Below are 18,080 nucleotides of genomic sequence, written 5' to 3'. Positions count from 1 at the left end.
TTCTAAATACCCTAACATTCCAGAGTAGCTCAATGGTGGAGCACCCGGCTGTTAACCGGTAGGTTGGAGGTTCGAGTCCTCTCTCTGGAGCCAATTTCATGGCCCCTTGGTCAAGCGGTTAAGACACCGCCCTTTCACGGCGGTAACAGGGGTTCGATTCCCCTAGGGGTCACCAATGTGGGAGCATAGCTCAGCTGGGAGAGCACCTGCCTTACAAGCAGGGGGTCACAGGTTCGAGCCCTGTTGCTCCCACCAATATCCGGCCCGGTAGTTCAGTTGGTTAGAATGCCAGCCTGTCACGCTGGAGGTCGAGGGTTCGAGCCCCTTCCGGGTCGCCATCTTTTTTAATATTGGTGTGAATCACTTGCATCACAATTTCATGCTGGTGTAGCTCAATTGGCATAAGTAGAGAACCCGAATCTTGATTCGGCGTGAATCACTTAGTTAATTAGGGGAACTGGTACAAAGGTTTATTACAGCGTAGATATCACAATTTCATGCTGGTGTAGCTCAATTGGCATAAGTAGAGAACCCGAATCTTGATTCGGTGTGAATCACTTAGTTAATTAGGGGGAACTGGTACAAAGGTTTATTACAGCGTAGATATCACAATTTCATGCTGGTGTAGCTCAATTGGCAGAGCAGCTGATTTGTAATCAGCAGGTTGCGGGTTCGAGTCCCATCACCAGCTCCATTTTTTCATCCTAACATGGAGGGATTCCCGAGTGGCCAAAGGGGGCAGACTGTAAATCTGTTGTCAACGACTTCGGAGGTTCGAATCCTCCTCCCTCCACCATCAGATAAATAATGCGGGTGTGGCGGAACTGGCAGACGCACTAGGTTCAGGGTCTAGCGGGAAACCGTGGGGGTTCGAATCCCTTCACCCGCACCACTTTTTATCTGGAAAGGTGTCCGAGCGGCTTAAGGAACTGGTCTCGAAAACCAGCGCTCTCTTATCGGGAGCCGTGGGTTCAAATCCCACCCTTTCCGCCAGTAAATTTTAGGCTTATCCGTCACAGCCAACATACATAGCATGCCCAGATAGCTCAGTCGGTAGAGCAGAGGACTGAAAATCCTCGTGTCGCTGGTTCGATTCCGGCTCTGGGCACCAAAGAATCGGCTTTTTGCAAACAGTTGCAGAGGGTCGGTTTTTTCCGTTTTTGCATGAAGTTTACAAAAAGTCTTAAAAAAAGTCTTGCTAAATTATTTGGTTCCACATATCAGCCATTTCACGTCTTTTCTCTTTTATCATGGGGCGAAAGTAGCTGTGATCCGTGAGAACGCTCACAAATACTCAGTATCATAAGAACCTTTCACCGAACTGGTGATTCGAGTCTTTCGAGAAAGCCGCAACAACTACGGTGCCCGACGAATCAAGGCAGCCCTATTAAGAAAAGGACATCGCTTATCACCAAAGCGTATTCGACGGATCATGAAGGCAAACGGTCTGGTGTCAAACGACACCGTTGCCCAGTATAAGGTCCATAGCCGTAAAGCCAAAGAATCCAGCGTTCCCAACAGATTAAATCGACAGTTTGATGAACACAGCCCCTACTCTGTCATTGTCAGCGACCTGACCTATGTCCGGGTAGGAAGTAAATGGCATTGCATCTGCTTATTAGCAAACCTGTTCAACCGGGAGATCGTGGGCTACAGTGTCGGCTCTCGTATGACCGCCGAATTAGTGCATCAGGCCCTGAGTACCGTCAAAGAAAACTTGAACCAAGTGCAGTTATTCCATAGCGACCAAATTTTTTTGTTCAAAAAAAGGGTTGCCATTCCAAGAATAGGGATTGAAGTGAAGGCTAAATCGGCGTCACAGGCTAAAAGCACCAGGAAGACAGGGCTTTTTTTATTGTTATATACATGATAAAATGACTAAGCAATCAACTTAATATTGAGAAAAGCAAATTCAGCGAAAGTTGGAGACGCAAAGCCACGGGCCTAAAGCAATTATGCGATGGCAGCCGGTTGCCGCACTATAGTAGGGATTTTCCCTGTTATTTAGCCTGTTCTCAACCGGAGGACAGGCTTTGTGTTTTAAAAATCTTTATGACATTCCTCTTGTGAAAATGTAAAAGATCGAAACAACAAGCTAAAGACGAAAGGATAATGAAAATGTTTAAAAAAATGATTCTAACAGTGCTGCTACTGGCCCTACTGACTGCCACCTTAACCGCCAACGCATCGTCACCCGTCCACATCACCATTGACGGCGCCCGACTACAAATCCCTGCCGGAGAGCCGGGGGCCTACATCAGCTCCGAAGGCCGGACACTAATTCCCGTCAGCTTTGTTGCCCGCGGACTGGGAGCGGAGGTGGACTGGTTTGAAGAAACTAAAAACGTGGTCATCACCGGCAACGGCCAGATGGTATCGTTGGTCATCGGCGACAGAGATGCCATGGTAAACCAACACCTTGTCAAGCTAGACACCCCGGCAATGATCACCCAAAGAAGAACCTTCGTACCCCTGCGATTCGTCTCCGAAGGTTTGGGCGCTAACGTGGCATGGGACGGCCCCAACAGAACAGTGGTCATCACCACCGACGGAAGCGAACCCCAAGTAACTGAAGGACCAAAGTCAGTCCAGGAAGAAGGAATTACCTTCACTTATGAACATGAAGAAACCAGCAGCCTGCCACCCATGATCCGGGAGATCACACAGGAAGACATCGACAGGATTAGAGCGTATCTGCCGTTGGAAGGGCTGACGATGGATTACAGCACTGTGCCAAATGCTGCTGAGTGGATTGCGAGACATAGAAACAAAGCTCCTGATATGATACCTTATGATATGATATTATCTCCTGATATAGTATATGAAACGCACACAGGACATGCATTTCGTGGTGTCTGGACAAAAATTGAAAACGGAAAAATCTATCAAGCTGACGGAGAAATTGGCCTGAGGGCCAGTAGATACCCACCGAACTGGGAAGAAGTCACGGAAAACTGCCTTGATGATCGTCAACTATCCGAATGGAGGGAAGTCCGGCCATGAAAAGAATAACACTACTTCTATTAACGTTACTGCTGACGGCATCTGCCGTCGGCACTCATAGCAATACAGCATCAGCCATCACCACTGGCGTCCTTGCAGAACCCATCCTGTCCCAAGAACCAGTGAGCATCGTTCAGGAAACGGTCATCCTGGAAGCCGACGACCCTACCACCCATTTTCGCCATTCCAACGATGAAAACAACTACCTGGACATCACCCTTGATGATACAAGGTTGAAGATTGAAGGAAAAACCATCCATACCGAAAGAACCTACCTGTGGTTCCAGATCCGCCGACCCGGAAGCGAGAGCAAGGTAAAAGATGAAATCTTTACCATGAACAGTGACGGAAGCTATACATACGAAACAAATCTTTCGTTAAGCAACGGCACATATGAAATCTATATTTACCACTGTGAACAGCGATATTCAACCTATTGGAGCCTTTACAACGGCATCCGGTTTGAGAAAACCAGCAAAGACGGCTACCGGTTTGTCCTAAGCCCCTACTACCAGGAAGCCATTGAGTTTTTGCAAAACCTGGATCCAATATCACCTAAGGACACAAATTACTCTTGGTACGACCAGCACGAACAAGACGCTTTCCAGGAAGTGCTAAAAGCAATCATAAAGCCCGGCATGACAGATTATGAAAAGATGATGGCCATAAGCACCTGGGTTTCCAACACCGTCCATTACGATTATGACTGCCTCTACGGACGATCAAACCCAAACCCTTCAACAAGTAACGTCAGCGGCTCCTACGCCTTCATGACCCTTTATGCCCGACGTTCAGTCTGCCAGGGTTACGCCGAATTGAGCAATGTTCTGTTCAGGATGGCAGGCATACCCTCCCGGGTCGTCTCCGGGGCAACGGTTTACAACAGAGACAAAGACACCTTTTGGGACAAGCCAGTTACAGATCCATCACAAGCCGTTAGCAGCCACTCTTGGAACGTGGTATTTGTAGATGGCAGATGGCGTTACATAGACACCACCTGGAACACCAGCAACAAATACGAGCATGGCAAATACATCGAAGGCGACACGGTGTTTCGCTACTTTGACCAAACCTTGGCTTCCTTTAGCCGCACCCACCGCTCGCTGCGAGTTTCAACCCACTAATCTTAGCGACAAAAAGCGTTCAACAGGGCGTTTTTGTGTCATAAAGTCTATTGAGCTTACCTTGTAATATCGACAGCACTTACCGATAGTTGCCCCATAAACTTCATTAGAGTTATAAATCCAATGGCCGAAGAGACCGTCTATCCAAACGTCAGGCGGCGTTGGAAACTCAAAAATGAGTTTATTAGTACTGTAAAAGGTTAACCGAAAAAACACTATGGAGGCGTTAAAATGACGATGAAAGCAAACAAGAAATACATACTGGCGGCACTTCTTATTATCCTCATATCCTGTAGCTTTGTCAGTGCTAATTCACAATACAACGATGTTCAAAACCATTGGGCATCAGCACATATAATAAACCTGTCCACAGCTGGCACAATCAGCGGCTATCCAGACGGGTCTTTTGGTCCTGACAACGCCATTACTGTGGCGGAGTTCAATGTTTTGGCATTAAAAGCCATGGATGTATCTTATGGCAGTGCGCCTTCCGGTCAGCCCTGGTACATGGGTTCCATTAACGAATCCATTTCGCGGAGCATCATCCGACAGGGTGAATTTGGCGACTATAACCGCAGTATCAACCGTGGCGAAATGGCCCGAATTATTGTGTGCAGCATGGGACAGTCGCCAACAAGCGGAAACACTTCTTTTTCTGATAATGGGTCCATCCCAGCCAGCGTGCGGGGTTATGTGAAAAGAGCCAGTGATCTGGGAATTATCAGCGGGTATCCAGACGGATCCTTTGGTGCTTCTCGGAACGCTACAAGAGCAGAGGCCAGTGTGATGATTGCTAAGATGGTGGACTTAGGTGGAACACCGCCCCCGGCAGTCGTACCTGAAGTTGGAAAGAAGACAACTTCTTTGTCTGATGCCGATATTCAGCGGCTACAGGCGTATCCTTTTCCTTGGGGGAAAGGTGCTCTGTTTTTGGATTTCTATGAAGTGGATGAACACAACCGCATTGGCTGGACAAACCGGGTTAATGGCGAGTTCCGGCATCTTTACGAGTATATACCCCTTGTCAGCGCCGAAACAGTTTTCAGGGACCCAGTTGGATCGACCGGTCTCCGGGGGATAGCTCAAAAACAGGAAAATGGGAAATGGTACGAAGCGGACGCAACTTTTTATATAGAAGATATTCTTACGACGGAGGGCCGGGTTATCAGGCGGCCCCATCCCACAGAAATTCACAGTCAATGGCGGGAGGTGCAGTAACTCATGAGAAAGCAGTGGTTGATTTGCTGGTTGGCCGTTATGGTGTTCTTGTCAGGCTGTGTTCGCGGTGAGCCAGCAAAGGTGGAATCGGTTTCTGAAGAAAGCGATGCTACCGTGGTGGAAGCGATTGCATAAGCTACGGAAAGCACAAAAGAAATGAAAAGTTTTTCCTCGTAGAAACAGGAAGCAGCCATCATTCGGTTCATGGCTGAAATGAAAAATAGAATGGAATAGTTTGAAGGTGTAACAAGACACATTGGAACAATGCTAAAATGAACGAAAGATGAAGAAGTGAAAGAGAAGAGGATTGGGACCGTTTGTTTTAAATCAACGAACACTTTGGCGCTTATTTTTGAGGTAAACGTTATGAACACTGTAATAACATGTAAAAAAAGGGTTTGCAGAAACTTGCGCCATGCATAGGTGAGATCTTTTAAAAACCGGTAGTGAGTATCGCGACTTGGCAAATCTGATCTTTTTGGGTTTTCAAGAAACCGAGACAAAATATCTTATTTTTGTCTCAAACTACATATGATAACTCAACACTTAACAACACTTAATGGGAGATCAAAATCCCTGAACTAATTGCAGTATCTGACTTTGAAGTACTAAGTAACACCAAGGAAGAGTTGATAAAGTTCGCAAGAATCATGAAATCTATTACTGAAAATCCTCGTGTCGCTGGTTCGATTCCGGCTCTGGGCACCAAAGAATCGGCTTTTTGCAAACAGTTGCAGGGGGTCGGTTTTTTCCGTTTTTGAAAAAATGAAACAACAGATGATAATAATAGATAGATTCCAGATGGTGACAGGTGTACTTATTAACGCAAAGTAATTTCCCAAATTAACATTGTTAATACGGGAGAAGATTTCAGCAATTCCAATGACGAATGATTGCATTACTGGGTTATAAATGATTGCATTACTGGGTTATAAATGATTGCAAAGCAGATGGAAGAGGATGACGGGAAAGCAGATGAAATTGGTTCATTGATGAAGCATGGATTCAAAAACATGTGAAAATCAAGTGAGTTCATCGTAGTCATCTGGGTAAAAGCATCTATAAGAATTTGTCAAGAGAGAAGGTGATGATATGAAGGCAACGACGATGATATGGGTGATGATGAGCGTGATAATAACACTGACTGGTTGCAGCAGCGCCTCAGAAGTTAAAGAATCAGCTGTCTATCAAAGCATATCTCCAGAAGAAGCTTTTCAGCGACTGGAAAATGAAGAACAGATTACGCTGCTGGATGTACGGACGGAGTCAGAGTTTGAAGAAGGACACATTCCAGGCAGTATTTTAATCCCGTTACAAGTTTTGGAGGAAGAAGCTCTTCTGCAGTTATCAGACAAAGATGCGCCCATTTTCATCTATTGCAGGAGCGGCCGTCGAAGTCTTGAAGCAGCAGAAATAATGCTGGAACTGGGATATACCCGGATTTACGATCTGGGAGGGATCCTTGATTGGCCCTATGATGTTGTGAAATAGATGGTTTCCATAGATTACGGCATTTATTAGTCAGAAGCCAATTTGACAGGCAGGCAGATGCACATCATGCTGTGAAGCGGGAAGAGAAAGAGATGCTTTGTGTGGCAAGAGTCACCAAAACCTGGGAAGAAGACCAAAAGAGGAAGGTGATGCAAATGAAAACGGTGGAAGAAAGTGTTGTGACGGCATTGGATGGGGGTAATAATCTGGAAATATTTCCCTATTTACCCTATATTCTTCAGGATCTGTGGGAGATTGGAACAGATCCCAAAACAGTGATCTCGATCATCGGCAGGCATTTCCAATTGCCGGAACAGGTCACCATGCTGGATTTGGGATGCGGCAAAGGAGCTGTTTCGGTAAAAGTGGCCCATCGGCACGGTTCGTCCTGTCATGGTATTGACGCAGTGCCCGCCTTTATTCAGTATGCCGTGGAGAAAGCGGTTGAATTTGGGGTGGAAAAGCTGTGCCGCTTTGAGGTGGGAGATATCAGAAAAGCGGTCAAAGACATGCCGGCTGCTGATGTTATTTTGCTGGGAGCCATCGGGCCGGTGCTGGGTAATTATGAAAGCACATTGAGCCTTTTGCAGCTTCATTTGAAAGAGAACGGCCTGATCATCATCGACGATGCCTACATTGCTGAAGACAGTGAGTTTCGCCACCCATTGATCCTTCCTTACCTGGAAATGAAACGACAGATTGAAAACGCTGGGTTCCAGATTGTTGAAAATTTTTCTTTGACAGAAGAAGAGGTGGCAGAATCTGAAGTTCCTCTTTTTGAGCCGCTTAAAAAGCGATGTCTTGAACTGGCAGCACAGTACCCGGAAAAGCAGTCGTTGTTTCTGGATTATATCAAACAACAGGAAACTGAAGGTGATGTGAATGCACATCATGCCGTGTGCACCACCCTGGTGTTGAAACGACGTCATGAATAGAAGACCGAACAGGCCGTATATAAAGGCTGTATGTAACGCAGCAAACCCGTGTCAAAATGGATGTGAAAGATCCCTTGACAGGGTTTTCTTTTTTGGTTAATATATAACTATAGTAATGTAACATAAGTAATTTAATCTACAGTGCAGCGTGGACCATCCAAAAACATGACAGCCAATGCTTGCAATCATGGATAAAGAAGTTATTTATTGAACATCATTCATCAAAGAAAGGCGGATGAGAATGCCCCCCAAAACCAAATTTGATAAAGAAACCGTGGTAGAGGCAGCACTGGAGATTGCGAAAGAAAAGGGACTCTCTGGAATTACTGCCCGAAGTGTGGCAACAAAGCTGAAAGCTTCAGTGGCTCCCATTTACGTCAATTTTTCGACCATAGAGGAACTGGTGGAAACAGTGGTTCACCGAGTCTTCGCCATGACGGATGAATTGCTGGAAGAACAGCAGGGAAGCAACGTCTTCGAAAACATCGGGAGAGCCAGCCTGGCATTCGCCCGAATGTACCCGGCACTTTATAGAGAAATGACCATTGAGCCCAATCCCTACATGGCCTCTTACGATACAGTGGAGCAGGCGATGATTGAAGCTATGGGGGAAGATGAACACCTGAAGGAATGGTCTTTGGAAGAACGCAAGCGGCTCTTGCTGAAAATGCGCGTCTTTCAGATGGGACTGACCACCATGGTGGTCAGCGGCCATGTTCCCTCATGGGTGGCTGAAGGAGAACTGGAAGAAATTCTCATGGAAGTGGGAGAAGAATTAATGAAAGTGAAGAATGAATCATGAAATGGAGTGGCGGAAAACGGTTAAGAGGACTGAAGATGTAAGCAAACTGGCGGAAAAATAGGAAAGTGATCTTTTATTGAAAAAGAAATAAGCAAAGGAGTGCCATTATGAGTCGATTGAAAAACAGCGTGAAGGGATTCGTCATCATAGGGATGATCCTGACATTGTTGGGGAATCCGATCACTGTCGTTGCTTCACCAATTACCCTGGAAACACAAGAGTTCACAGTCTTTTTGGATGATGTGATTCAGAGGGAAATGGAAGCTCATCACATACCGAATCTTTCAGTGGCCGTGGTGCACAACGGCAGCGCTTTGACGGCCAAAGGGTATGGGTTCACTGATTTGGAAACGAATACGGCTGTTGATCCTGAAAAGAGTCTCTTTCGCATTGGCTCCACTTCCAAGTTGTTTGCCTGGACGGCGGTGATGCAGCTGGTGGAACAGGGTAAGCTGGATCTTGACACCGATATAAATGAGTACCTTGATTTTGAAATTCCCAACCGGTTGGAAAGAAGGTGGCATCAAGAAAAAGCGGGCCCGATCACCCTGCGCCATTTCATGGCGCATACTCCAGGCTTTGAAGACTATATGACTGCTGTTTTTTCCATATCAGAAGACAGCCTGAAACCTCTTTCCCAACAGGTTCGGGAGAATCGTCCGGCCCGGGTGTTTCTGCCTGGCGAAGTCACTGCTTATTCCAATTATGGCGTTTCTCTGGCGGGTTACGTTGTTCAGATGGTGTCAGGCATGCCTTTTGAAGAGTATGTGGAAAAACACATCTTTAAACCACTGGGGATGGGCAACAGCACTTTCCGGCAACCTGTGCCGGAGGCAATGACCCAACAGACAGCTAAGCCTTACCGGTATGTGAATGGAGAATATGTGGCAGCCGACTTCGAATTCGTGTCGGGGCCGGCGGGGGGCATGAGCAGTTCCGCCTACGATATGGCCCGTTTTATGTTGGCCTATCTTCAGGGTGGGCAGGGAGTGGAAGGTCAAATTCTTCAGGAAGAGACAATTGATCAGATCTTCGGAGAAACGACCACTCCTCACCCACAGCTTGACGGTATGGCTCACGGTTTCATTAAAGCCACCATTAACGGGAGAGAGGTATTCCATCATCCGGGCGGCACCATGCTTTATGATACAGGCTTATACCTGATTCCGGAAGAGAATATCGGATTTTTCATTTCCCACAGTGGGGGGAGCGCACTGGTCAATAACACGATCTTTCTCCAATTGATGGACCGCTATTTTCCATGGGAGTCACAGATTGATTTAAAAACACCGGAGGGAATGGCCGACCGTGCAGCGGGCTATAGAGGTGAATACTATCAAAACAGGCGTTCTTTCACCGATACAGATGCGGTCTTAAGCCTTATTTTTGGCCGAATTCAGGTGACGACAGACGAAACGGGACATCTTCTGGTAACGAATATGGGGGAAACCCACCGGTTTGTTGAGATGGAACCCGGCGTTTACCGGAACTTTCAGGAGCGTCATGCTCAGAAACATGGCGGCGATTTTCACACCATTGTTTTTGGTACCGATTCCCTGGGGAAAACCATGCTCATCACCAGTGGGCCCATGAGTTATTCCCGGGCCGCCTGGTATGAGAGTATCGGACCCACCCTGGCAATACTCATGAGTTCCCTGTTGGTAATCATAGGCAGCCTGGCATTCTGGGGAGGTCAGTCACTGACAGGAAAATTTCGAAAGAGTAAAGGGCTGAAACCGGTGGCAGCATCAGGTTCGCGGTGGGCTAAAAGAGCAGCAGTGGCACTTGGATTGTTGGTGTTCGTTTTTTTACTGGGGGTTATGGCAGCCGGCGACATCGATCCGGTCTATCAGTTGCCGCAAGAAGCCTACACGCTGCCATCTCAGTTGAGTGTGATGATGGATGCCACTATTCCCTATGTGATTGTGGCACTGGCAGCAGTGGTTCTATTCCAGGCAGTGGGTTCATGGAAAAAAGGCTATTGGAAAACGGTCGGAAGAATCCATTTCACGCTTTTTGCCCTGGCATCGGGGGCTTTGTCCTGGCTGTTCATTTTCTGGAATATTGTTTGATGAATTGTTTGGTGATCAAAAGAAAACAACTTACATCTTATACAAAAACCACTTACAGGTACTCAGCTCATATTTCAGTTCATACACCTTCTCAAGGTCGTGAATCACACTCTGGCAGCGGTAAACCAGCATCCGGTTCCCTGCCAGTTTTTCTTCGTGGTGCTGAAGAATCCGATCCACTTTAATCACCACAGGCTCCTGATGGGGTTGATCTTTCCCATTCCAGCGGTACCGCAGCGGCCGGGGAAGACCCTGAGAATCAAAAAAAGCAATGACTTCAATGGGATGCATCCATACCTTCATCAACATTCGCCTCCCAGCGAGAAAATGAGAAATCTTAAGGAAAATGCCAGCCATTTTTCTTTTTTGTTGTGCAAAGCGTTTGGTTGGAAAATTTGCCACAACAGTTGTCGCAACAGTCAGCACATCACTGAAGTCAACCGGTCATTACAGATAACTGGCCATCATGGGGTAATCCACCTCCTGGTCCTGCAGTACTCCGCCCATGAGGGGCTGAATGGAAGAGTGGGAGAAACAACCCCGAAAAACCGCCCGGGTGCCAAATCGTAATCGGAGGGCATCAATGGTCCTGTCCAGTTGATGGTGTTTTTCCAGATGTTGATGAAAGAGTGACAACTGGTAATACTCATTGCTGCAAAGATCAGAAAGATGCACCCCCATGTGCCGCAGGGGTTCTTTCTTCCAAACATTATCAAAAAGACGGCAGCTTTCTTGCCAGATGAGGGAAGTGACATCGGTGGGGGATGCCAGACGACACTGGTGACGGTAGGTGATGAGTTCGCTGGACCGAAGGGTCACAGATACCACCTGGGCACAGCGCCGGATTTTTCGAAGGCGCATGGCTGTAGTCTCACAGAGGGCCAGCAGAATCTGATGGGCCGTGGCCCGGTCGGTCACATCAAAAGGCAGGGTGCTGGAGTTGCCGATACTCTTGATGGGCATGGGTTCATCCGTCACCCGAGAATCATCCAGCCCATTGGCATACTGCCAGATAAGCAGCCCCGGTTTTTTTAACCAGCAGTGAATTAACTGGGGGTCAGCCGCCGCCAGCTGGCCAATGGTGAAAATATTGTACCCGCGCAGCTTTCGGGCGGTGGCCCGGCCCACGAAAAATAACTCCTGCACCGGCAGGGGCCACATTTTCTCAGGCACCTCATGGCGAAAAAGAGTGTGCACCTGGTCTGGTTTCTGAAACTCCGAAGCCATTTTTGCCAACAGCTTATTGGGGCCGATGCCCACATTCACCGTAAAGCCCAGTTCCTGTCGAATTTGGGCTTTCAGCCGCAAGGCTGCCGCCACAGCGGCGGCTTCTGCTCCTTGTCCCTGTATCATACTCGGGGGAAGCTGGTAATGCAAAAAGGCCTCGTCAATGGAATACCGTTGAATCAGGGGTGCATACTGGTTCATGATGGCCACCATGGCCTCACTGCACTGCATGTACAATCCATAACGGGGAGGCACCACCACCAGGCCCGGACACTTTTGTCGGGCACCGTAGAGGGTTTCTCCCGTATGAATCCCAAATTTCTTGGCGGGAATGGATTTGGCCAGCACAATCCCATGGCGGTCAGCTTCGCTGCCCCCCACCACTGCGGGAATGGTGCGCAGATCGATAGAATCGCCCTGTTGCAGACGGTATACCGCCTCCCAGGACAAATAAGCACTGTTCACATCTACATGAAAGACATAGAACATTAGTTTCGCCTCCACCTTCATCATACACGGAACGTGAGTTCGGTGTCAATAAGAGGCATGGCGGCGAAGTGACATATTGTTACAGGCGAGCCATGCCCTGTCAGAGCTGGCAGATGAAATGAATCAGGCAATTCTTCAGTTCAAGCTGTAAAACGGATAGAATAGTGAAGGACAAGGGATGATTTCCCTTGTCCAAAGTAAAAGCAGCCGGTTAATCAAAGACCGGCTGCTTTTCATCATTCTTTTGAGGAGAAGGCGGCAAGAAATTCGCCGTAACCTTCGTTTTCAAGCTCATCCACCGGTATAAACCGAAAGGCGGCAGAGTTGGTACAATAACGAAGCCCGGTGGGTGGAGGTCCGTCGGGAAAAACATGACCCAAATGGGATCCGCCGTGCAGGCTCCGAATTTCGATGCGCTTCATGCCGAAGCTGCTGTCATGTTCCTCAACAATCAACTCTGGCACTAAAGGACGGGTAAAGCTGGGCCACCCCGATCCTGAGTCATATTTATCAAGTGAGCTGAAAAGCGGCTCGCCGGAAACCACATCCACATAGATGCCCGCTTCTTTATGGTTCCAAAATTCATTTTGAAAGGGCCGTTCAGTTCCTTTATGCTGGGTTACTTCATATTGCAGAGGAGTCAGCGACGCTTTCAGCTGGTCATCTGAGGGCTTTTCAAATCCCTGCCACTGATCTGTGCTGAAATAAACGACAGGCGGTGGCGGCAGGACACCACTCTCAACCCCTGCTATTTCGGCAGCAGGGTCTTGTTGACGCTGAAAACGCCAGAACAGTAAGGTCATCAACAAAAGCACACCTAAAAGGGATAAACGGCGCGAATGAAATACATACAAAGCGATCACCTCCATCAAAATCTGGGTAAAGCCATTAAGGGCTTTCAAAGCCGGTAATGACGCTTCGGGACTGCTTAATGCAGGTCTGTTGAAAGCCCGCCGCAGGCGGTTTCTTTCAGGATACATAATACATTGTATTGATACCCAGGAGAATGATTCTCAAATAAAAAATGTCAAAATAGACAGGATAACGAAGGGTTCGCTACTAAAAAACCACTAAAAAACCACCATAAAACCCCTTGAAAAGGGGACAAATGACCTGGAGACAGCTGTTTTGTAGGACTATTGGGCAAAAAAAGAAAGACAATCGTCGGTTTACATAAAAAACCACCTGTGATATACTGCAAGAGGGTTGAAACCATGAACTTCAACCACCTCCTATAAAGAGACGACCTCAAAATATTCAGGAAAAGGCAAACTGCGGGAAACTGCAGGACGCAAAGCTACAGGGCCTGTTTAGGGCAGCCAGTTACCGATGAATGTTTTTTTGTTTTTTTGCAGCAGTTCGGTTGTTGGCGGATTGGAAATCAATGAGGAAACGGGAGTGGAAATGTGGGGAAGAAAATGGCGGGAGTTATTTTGGGAGTGACACTGAGTGTCTTGACAAGCGGAGGCCTGCAGGTATGGGCGATGCCGGAAATGACGTTTTCAGATATCAAGCCGACAGATTGGCATGCCGGTTATGTGATGACCCTATCCAGTATGGATGTGGTCAGAGGGTACAGTGACAGTACCTTTAAGCCCAATGAGATCATTAGTAAAGCCGAATTTATTGTGCTGGCCGTTAAGGCGCGCCATGATGACATTATGCCGGCATCGGGCGAACACTGGGCAATGAATTATATGCGAAAAGCAGAAGCGCTGGGAGCCATTGGTCCGGGAGAAGCTGCTGTGATGAAAATGAATGCTTCCATTACCAGGGAAGAAGCTGCCCGGATTCTGGTAGGAACCGCGGGAGAAGAGGGACTGGAGCAGCCGGCGGATCCTTTGACCGTTTTTTCGGATATGGAAGATGTGAAAGAGGCGAATCGGCCTTACGTGCATCAGGCAGTTGCCCAGGGGTGGCTTTCCGGTTACCCTGGTGGTGAGTTCAGACCGGCCAATGAAGTCACCCGGGCGGAGGCATCGGTGATGCTGACCAAATCACTGGGAGATGGGGCCATGAGCCGGGTGGAAGAAATGAAAGCAGCGGCGGCACGTTACATGGAAACCCAGGAGGCAGAAGCGGAAAAGCTCCGGGAAAGCATCCTGGAAACAGCGCTGGAGCTGCAGGGAATTCCTTACCGGAGGGGCGGCAGCACACCTGCAGGTTTCGACTGTTCTGGTTTTGTCACTTACGTACTGGAACAGCACGGCATTTCACTGCCCCGCAGCAGTGCGGCCATGTATCGGGCGACGGAACGGATTTCCATGGATGAACTGGAACCGGGAGACCTGGTATTTTTTCAGGGATATCAGTCAGGACCCTCCCATGTGGGAATTTACGTAGGCAACAATGAATTCATTCACGCGCCTTCTTCAGGAAGAACGGTTTCTTTCGACCAGGTGGACGACCCCTCTTACTGGGGTCCCCGGCAGTATGGAGCAGCCCGGATTTTATAACATCAAAAAACAGCCAGTTAACCCGTTCTTTTGAGCGGGTCGACTGGCTGTTTTGTTGCAATTCTTTAGGTGTAAACCAGCTTTCCAGTCAGGGAAAGAATCAGTTCAGCATCCTTTGGCCAGCGTTCCATCAGTGTTTCCCGGCTGCCAATGGTGTAGTCATCGGGATGATACCCCGGTGCCATGGTGGTGCCCAGCAGAGCCCAGGTGCCGCCGGGCTTCAGGCGAAGCCCCTGCCAGATGCCGGCGGGTACCACCTGCTGCAAAGTCATCCCTTCCAAAAGCTGATTTCCCAGAAGGGTCACAGAGCTTGAACCGTCTTCGTGAAGCTGGCATAGTTCCACGGGGTCACCCAGATAAAAATGGTAGACCTCATCGGCTTTCAGCTGGTGAAAATGGGAAAAGCTGTCGGCGGTGAGGAGGTAATAAATGGCGGTGCCAAAGGGGCGTTCTGCTGCCGGCGTACTTTCAACTGCCGGCATACTTTCAACTGTCGGTGTCTTTTCTGCAAGACTGCTTTCTGACGACTCGCCGGACCTGCCTTCGGCCTGAGAGGGTTTTGAACGAAACCGGAGAGGGAGACAATGGAGGGGCAGGGTCTCTGTCGAAGTGTAGGTATTCCGGTACATGCCACCTTCGTCTTCCAGCGGTTCCAGGTTCAGCAGGTGAATGAGCTCTTGGGCAGTGAACGCAGGGGCGGAAACAAGACGGTGCTGTGGGGTGGTATTGATTTCATCAGAAGGTTTCATGAACGGTCACCCACTTTCCTGCCTCGCTGGCGCTGGTTTCAATGGCGTTGGACAGGGCCACGATTCGTGAGGCCTCCCGAAAGGTGGGATAAGGGTGGCCTTTTGAACGACTTGAAACCCCGGTATGTTTTCTGGCGCGAAGATCAGCATAAACTTCCTGAAAAAGACGGGTAAAACTGTCGGTGAAACCGCCGCCAAAGGCCATCACCTCTGTTTGAATGCCGCTGCCCTTCTCCGCCTGATGAAGTTTTCCCGGCGCTTCCGAATTCCACCAGAGATTCCGGCGTGTACCGGTGATTTCCATGGTCAGGTGATTCATACGCCCCTGGGAAACTTCAGAAAGCACCATGGAGCCAATGGCCCCGTTCTCGAAACGCAGGTGCACACAGGCGGCGTCCTCAGAATCAACACGGATGATCTGGGGAGTCTCCTCAGAAGGAATGGGCAAACCCTGAGGGGCTTCCTCAGAAGCAGAAGTGGTTGAAGGCGATGTCATCAGGCCTTCTTTGAGCTGGCGCTCCGGGCGAAAACAGCCAAACACAGCAGCGACAGCCTGAATTCGCTGTCCGCTGAGGTGTTGGGCCAGGTCCAGCCAATGAGATCCAATCTCTGTCACTGCCCGCATGCTGCCGGCCAGTTCCGGCTGGTAACGCCAGTCCAGAGGTGCGGGAAGGGCGTGAAACTCCTGGAGATAGGTGCCGTGAATCAGCAACATGTTTCCAAAATCAGGGGCCTGAACAATTTCCCTGGCTTTTTGGCAGGCATCATGGTACCGCACATTGAAATTGACAGCACAGATACTGTCCCTGCTTTCCGCCAGCGCCACCAGATCTCTTGCTTCATCGGTTGTCAGGGTCAGGGGTTTTTCGCAAATAAGAGCCTTTCCCTTTTCCAGCAGCATCCGAATCATGGGAGCGTGAAGGGTTGGCGGTGTGCAAATGTGAACACAGTCAATCTCATCGGCCAATAGTACGCTGGGGTCCTGAGTGATCACAGGCACCTGCCAGGTTTCGCCAAAAGCCTGGGCTTTACTCAGATGACGGTTGACCACCGCCTGAATGTCAATGCCGCTGGACCGGAGAGCGGCCGCGTGGGTATGGGCGATGGTTCCGGTGCCTAAAATAGCTGCTTTCAAGGTTTTTCACCTGCTTTCCCGTATTTGGTCAGAAGGGGTGTCATGCTTCATTTTATCAGTAAAGGACAAATAATTCAGAAAAACCTGCACATGATGGATGAAAAAAAACACCTTTCATGGTATGATGATATCAGGTTGTCACTTGTCTGACAACAGACAATCAAAAAACGTAGAGACAAATGATTAAGGGGGTTTATTAATGAAAGCAAAACGAAGCAAGTGGATGTTAGTAACAGTACTGTTGTTGGCGGCCATGTTGGTCACAGCCTGTGGCGGCGGTTCAGAACCGGCAGCAGGCAATGGCGGCCAGGCAGAGGCAGATGGAGAGGCACTGCGCATTGCCATTGTCACCAGCCCTTCCGGTGTTGATGACGGCAGCTTCAATCAAGACAACTACAACGGAATTCTGGCTTTTGTGGAAAACCACGGCAATGCCACGGTGAATGCGGTTCAGGAAACCACCGGTGATGTGGCGGCGGCTGTACAGGCAGTGGCTGATGTGGTGGCAGATTATGATGTCATCGTCACACCCGGCTTCCAGTTTGCCGACATTTCCAGTATTGCCAAAGACAATCCTGAAAAGAAATTCATTCTGGTGGATGCCAACCCGACACCTCAGGATGGGCAGGAGCTTTTTGACAATGTCTATGCCATGACCTTTGCAGAAGAAGAAAGTGGTTTCTTTGCAGGTGTGGCAGCAGCCCTTGAAACCAAGACAGGCAAAGTGTCCGTGGTCAACGGTATTGCCTTTCCTTCCAATGTGAACTATCAGTGGGGATTTGAATCGGGCGTTATGTATGCCAACAAGCATTTCGGTACCAGTGCCCAGGTGGTGGAGCTGCCCTCCTATGCCGGCACAGACGTGACCAACACCAATGTGGGTGGCAACTATGTGGGTAACTTTGCTGATCCGGCCACCGGCAAGGTGGTGGGCAATGCCCTCATCAACGAAGGGGTTGACATTCTCTTTGTGGCTGCCGGCGGTTCCGGTATGGGCGTGTTCACCGCCGCCATGGAAGCAGAAGGCATCTATGTGATTGGTTGTGATGTGGATCAGTTTGACGACGGCGTTTACAGCGGCGGCAATGTGATTCTCACCTCGGTGCTTAAAAATATGTCCATCAACGTAGAACGTCAGCTGAATGCCATTGTGGAAGGATCTTTCCAGGGATCCAATGAATTACTGCGGGCCAACACCGATTCCACCGGATTTGTATGGGGTGACGACCGGCATCAGCTGTCGGCAGAAACCATGGAGAAACTGGAAGAGGTTTATGAGCTGGTACAGGCCGGCACCATTGTGCCTTCAGCCAACTTCAACGGCCACAGCCCTGATAATTTCCCCGGTCTCTAATCACTCAGACAATTCATCGCATCAC

Annotated in this window: 15 protein-coding genes, 9 tRNA genes, 1 pseudogene and 2 riboswitches; of the genes and pseudogenes, 20 read left to right on the top strand and 5 right to left on the bottom strand. The window is 48.8% G+C overall.

All coding sequences use genetic code 11. The annotated features are described in order from the left end of the window. Positions 1-18 precede the first annotated feature (18 nt). The 18 genes from QOL74_RS16650 to QOL74_RS16565 all read left to right on the top strand — a co-directional run bounded on the left by QOL74_RS16650 (position 19) and on the right by QOL74_RS16565 (position 10,645). Positions 19-93 (top strand) — tRNA-Asn (locus QOL74_RS16650). 7 nt (positions 94-100) lie between these two features. Beyond that, positions 101-175 (top strand) — tRNA-Glu (locus tag QOL74_RS16645). A 4-nt stretch (positions 176-179) separates the two neighbouring features. Further along, positions 180-255, top strand: a tRNA-Val gene (locus QOL74_RS16640). Between the two features lie 6 nt (positions 256-261). After that, positions 262-338 (top strand) — tRNA-Asp (locus tag QOL74_RS16635). Positions 339-618: 280 nt separating this feature from the next. Beyond that, positions 619-694 (top strand) — tRNA-Thr (locus QOL74_RS16630). A gap of 17 nt (positions 695-711) precedes the next feature. Beyond that, positions 712-796, top strand: a tRNA-Tyr gene (locus QOL74_RS16625). A gap of 13 nt (positions 797-809) precedes the next feature. Further along, positions 810-892: transfer RNA gene (locus QOL74_RS16620), tRNA-Leu, on the top strand. Positions 893-902: 10 nt separating this feature from the next. Next, positions 903-993 (top strand) — tRNA-Ser (locus QOL74_RS16615). 42 nt (positions 994-1,035) lie between these two features. Next, a tRNA-Phe gene (locus QOL74_RS16610) sits at positions 1,036-1,111 on the top strand. A 213-nt stretch (positions 1,112-1,324) separates the two neighbouring features. Next, positions 1,325-1,870, top strand: a complete 546-nt coding sequence (locus QOL74_RS16605) for an IS3 family transposase (RefSeq protein WP_283410629.1) — start codon at positions 1,325-1,327, stop codon at positions 1,868-1,870. A 25-nt stretch (positions 1,871-1,895) separates the two neighbouring features. Continuing rightward, a riboswitch (cyclic di-GMP riboswitch) is annotated at positions 1,896-1,979 on the top strand. Between the two features lie 139 nt (positions 1,980-2,118). Continuing rightward, positions 2,119-3,003 carry a copper amine oxidase N-terminal domain-containing protein gene (locus QOL74_RS16600; protein WP_283410628.1) on the top strand — a complete coding sequence of 295 codons (885 nt, stop codon included), beginning with the start codon at positions 2,119-2,121 and terminating at the stop codon, positions 3,001-3,003. Next, entirely contained in the window at positions 3,000-4,127 is a 1,128-nt protein-coding gene (locus QOL74_RS16595; protein WP_283410627.1) for a transglutaminase domain-containing protein, read from the top strand. Before QOL74_RS16600 ends, QOL74_RS16595 begins: the two co-directional genes overlap by 4 nt. A gap of 231 nt (positions 4,128-4,358) precedes the next feature. Further along, complete coding sequence (locus QOL74_RS16590) at positions 4,359-5,345, top strand: S-layer homology domain-containing protein (RefSeq protein ID WP_283410626.1); 987 nt, start codon at positions 4,359-4,361, stop codon at positions 5,343-5,345. A gap of 3 nt (positions 5,346-5,348) precedes the next feature. After that, entirely contained in the window at positions 5,349-5,480 is a 132-nt protein-coding gene (locus tag QOL74_RS16585) for a hypothetical protein (protein WP_283410625.1), read from the top strand. Between the two features lie 957 nt (positions 5,481-6,437). Next, entirely contained in the window at positions 6,438-6,836 is a 399-nt protein-coding gene (locus QOL74_RS16580; RefSeq protein ID WP_283410624.1) for a rhodanese-like domain-containing protein, read from the top strand. A 149-nt stretch (positions 6,837-6,985) separates the two neighbouring features. Next, entirely contained in the window at positions 6,986-7,771 is a 786-nt protein-coding gene (locus tag QOL74_RS16575) for a class I SAM-dependent methyltransferase (RefSeq protein ID WP_283410623.1), read from the top strand. A 241-nt stretch (positions 7,772-8,012) separates the two neighbouring features. Beyond that, positions 8,013-8,573: a TetR/AcrR family transcriptional regulator gene (locus tag QOL74_RS16570; RefSeq protein WP_283410622.1), complete on the top strand. Its 561-nt coding sequence runs from the start codon at positions 8,013-8,015 to the stop codon at positions 8,571-8,573. 107 nt (positions 8,574-8,680) lie between these two features. Continuing rightward, positions 8,681-10,645, top strand: a complete 1,965-nt coding sequence (locus tag QOL74_RS16565) for a serine hydrolase domain-containing protein (RefSeq protein WP_283410621.1) — start codon at positions 8,681-8,683, stop codon at positions 10,643-10,645. Between the two features lie 30 nt (positions 10,646-10,675). Here QOL74_RS16565 and QOL74_RS16560 read toward each other — a convergent pair whose 3' ends face one another. From QOL74_RS16560 to msrB, 3 genes and pseudogenes are all read right to left on the bottom strand, one after another. Continuing rightward, positions 10,676-10,948: a hypothetical protein gene (locus tag QOL74_RS16560; protein ID WP_283410620.1), complete on the bottom strand. Its 273-nt coding sequence runs from the start codon at positions 10,946-10,948 to the stop codon at positions 10,676-10,678. A gap of 144 nt (positions 10,949-11,092) precedes the next feature. Continuing rightward, positions 11,093-12,361: a DNA polymerase Y family protein gene (locus QOL74_RS16555; protein WP_283410619.1), complete on the bottom strand. Its 1,269-nt coding sequence runs from the start codon at positions 12,359-12,361 to the stop codon at positions 11,093-11,095. 236 nt (positions 12,362-12,597) lie between these two features. After that, positions 12,598-13,023, bottom strand: a pseudogene (gene msrB, locus QOL74_RS16550) (peptide-methionine (R)-S-oxide reductase MsrB); the annotation flags it as partial. A 594-nt stretch (positions 13,024-13,617) separates the two neighbouring features. Continuing rightward, a riboswitch (cyclic di-GMP riboswitch) is annotated at positions 13,618-13,692 on the top strand. A gap of 75 nt (positions 13,693-13,767) precedes the next feature. Between msrB and QOL74_RS16545 the strand changes: the two are divergent. After that, positions 13,768-14,817, top strand: coding sequence for an NlpC/P60 family protein (locus tag QOL74_RS16545; protein ID WP_283410618.1), 1,050 nt, complete (start codon positions 13,768-13,770; stop codon positions 14,815-14,817). A gap of 65 nt (positions 14,818-14,882) precedes the next feature. Here the strand turns inward: QOL74_RS16545 and QOL74_RS16540 are convergent, their stop codons facing one another. Both QOL74_RS16540 and QOL74_RS16535 read right to left on the bottom strand, forming a co-directional pair. Continuing rightward, the gene (locus QOL74_RS16540) at positions 14,883-15,566 is read right to left on the bottom strand and encodes a cupin domain-containing protein (protein WP_283410617.1); all 684 of its coding nucleotides are present in this window, start codon (positions 15,564-15,566) and stop codon (positions 14,883-14,885) included. Further along, on the bottom strand, positions 15,553-16,701 hold the full coding sequence (locus tag QOL74_RS16535) for a Gfo/Idh/MocA family protein (protein WP_283410616.1): 1,149 nt from the start codon (positions 16,699-16,701) through the stop codon (positions 15,553-15,555). The genes QOL74_RS16540 and QOL74_RS16535 overlap by 14 nt, the downstream gene beginning before the upstream one ends. A gap of 199 nt (positions 16,702-16,900) precedes the next feature. Between QOL74_RS16535 and QOL74_RS16530 the strand changes: the two genes are divergently transcribed. Then, positions 16,901-18,055, top strand: a complete 1,155-nt coding sequence (locus QOL74_RS16530) for a BMP family lipoprotein (RefSeq protein WP_283410615.1) — start codon at positions 16,901-16,903, stop codon at positions 18,053-18,055. Positions 18,056-18,080 lie beyond the last annotated feature (25 nt).

This window comes from Anoxynatronum buryatiense, assembly GCF_900182905.1.
In the GTDB taxonomy this organism is placed as follows: Bacteria; Bacillota; Clostridia; order Peptostreptococcales; family Tindalliaceae; genus Anoxynatronum; species Anoxynatronum buryatiense.
Note: the sequence above shows the minus strand (reverse complement) of the source record. Positions and strands in the feature narration are given on the sequence as shown.

Coding starts and splice junctions, on each gene's coding strand:
- QOL74_RS16600 (WP_283410628.1), top strand. CDS start 2,119: ATGTTTAAAAAAATGATTCTAACAGTGCTGCTACTGGCCCTACTGACT.
- QOL74_RS16595 (WP_283410627.1), top strand. CDS start 3,000: ATGAAAAGAATAACACTACTTCTATTAACGTTACTGCTGACGGCATCT.
- QOL74_RS16590 (WP_283410626.1), top strand. CDS start 4,359: ATGACGATGAAAGCAAACAAGAAATACATACTGGCGGCACTTCTTATT.
- QOL74_RS16585 (WP_283410625.1), top strand. CDS start 5,349: ATGAGAAAGCAGTGGTTGATTTGCTGGTTGGCCGTTATGGTGTTCTTG.
- QOL74_RS16580 (WP_283410624.1), top strand. CDS start 6,438: ATGAAGGCAACGACGATGATATGGGTGATGATGAGCGTGATAATAACA.
- QOL74_RS16575 (WP_283410623.1), top strand. CDS start 6,986: ATGCAAATGAAAACGGTGGAAGAAAGTGTTGTGACGGCATTGGATGGG.
- QOL74_RS16570 (WP_283410622.1), top strand. CDS start 8,013: ATGCCCCCCAAAACCAAATTTGATAAAGAAACCGTGGTAGAGGCAGCA.
- QOL74_RS16565 (WP_283410621.1), top strand. CDS start 8,681: ATGAGTCGATTGAAAAACAGCGTGAAGGGATTCGTCATCATAGGGATG.
- QOL74_RS16560 (WP_283410620.1), bottom strand. CDS start 10,948: ATGAAGGTATGGATGCATCCCATTGAAGTCATTGCTTTTTTTGATTCT.
- QOL74_RS16555 (WP_283410619.1), bottom strand. CDS start 12,361: ATGTTCTATGTCTTTCATGTAGATGTGAACAGTGCTTATTTGTCCTGG.
- QOL74_RS16540 (WP_283410617.1), bottom strand. CDS start 15,566: ATGAAACCTTCTGATGAAATCAATACCACCCCACAGCACCGTCTTGTT.
- QOL74_RS16530 (WP_283410615.1), top strand. CDS start 16,901: ATGAAAGCAAAACGAAGCAAGTGGATGTTAGTAACAGTACTGTTGTTG.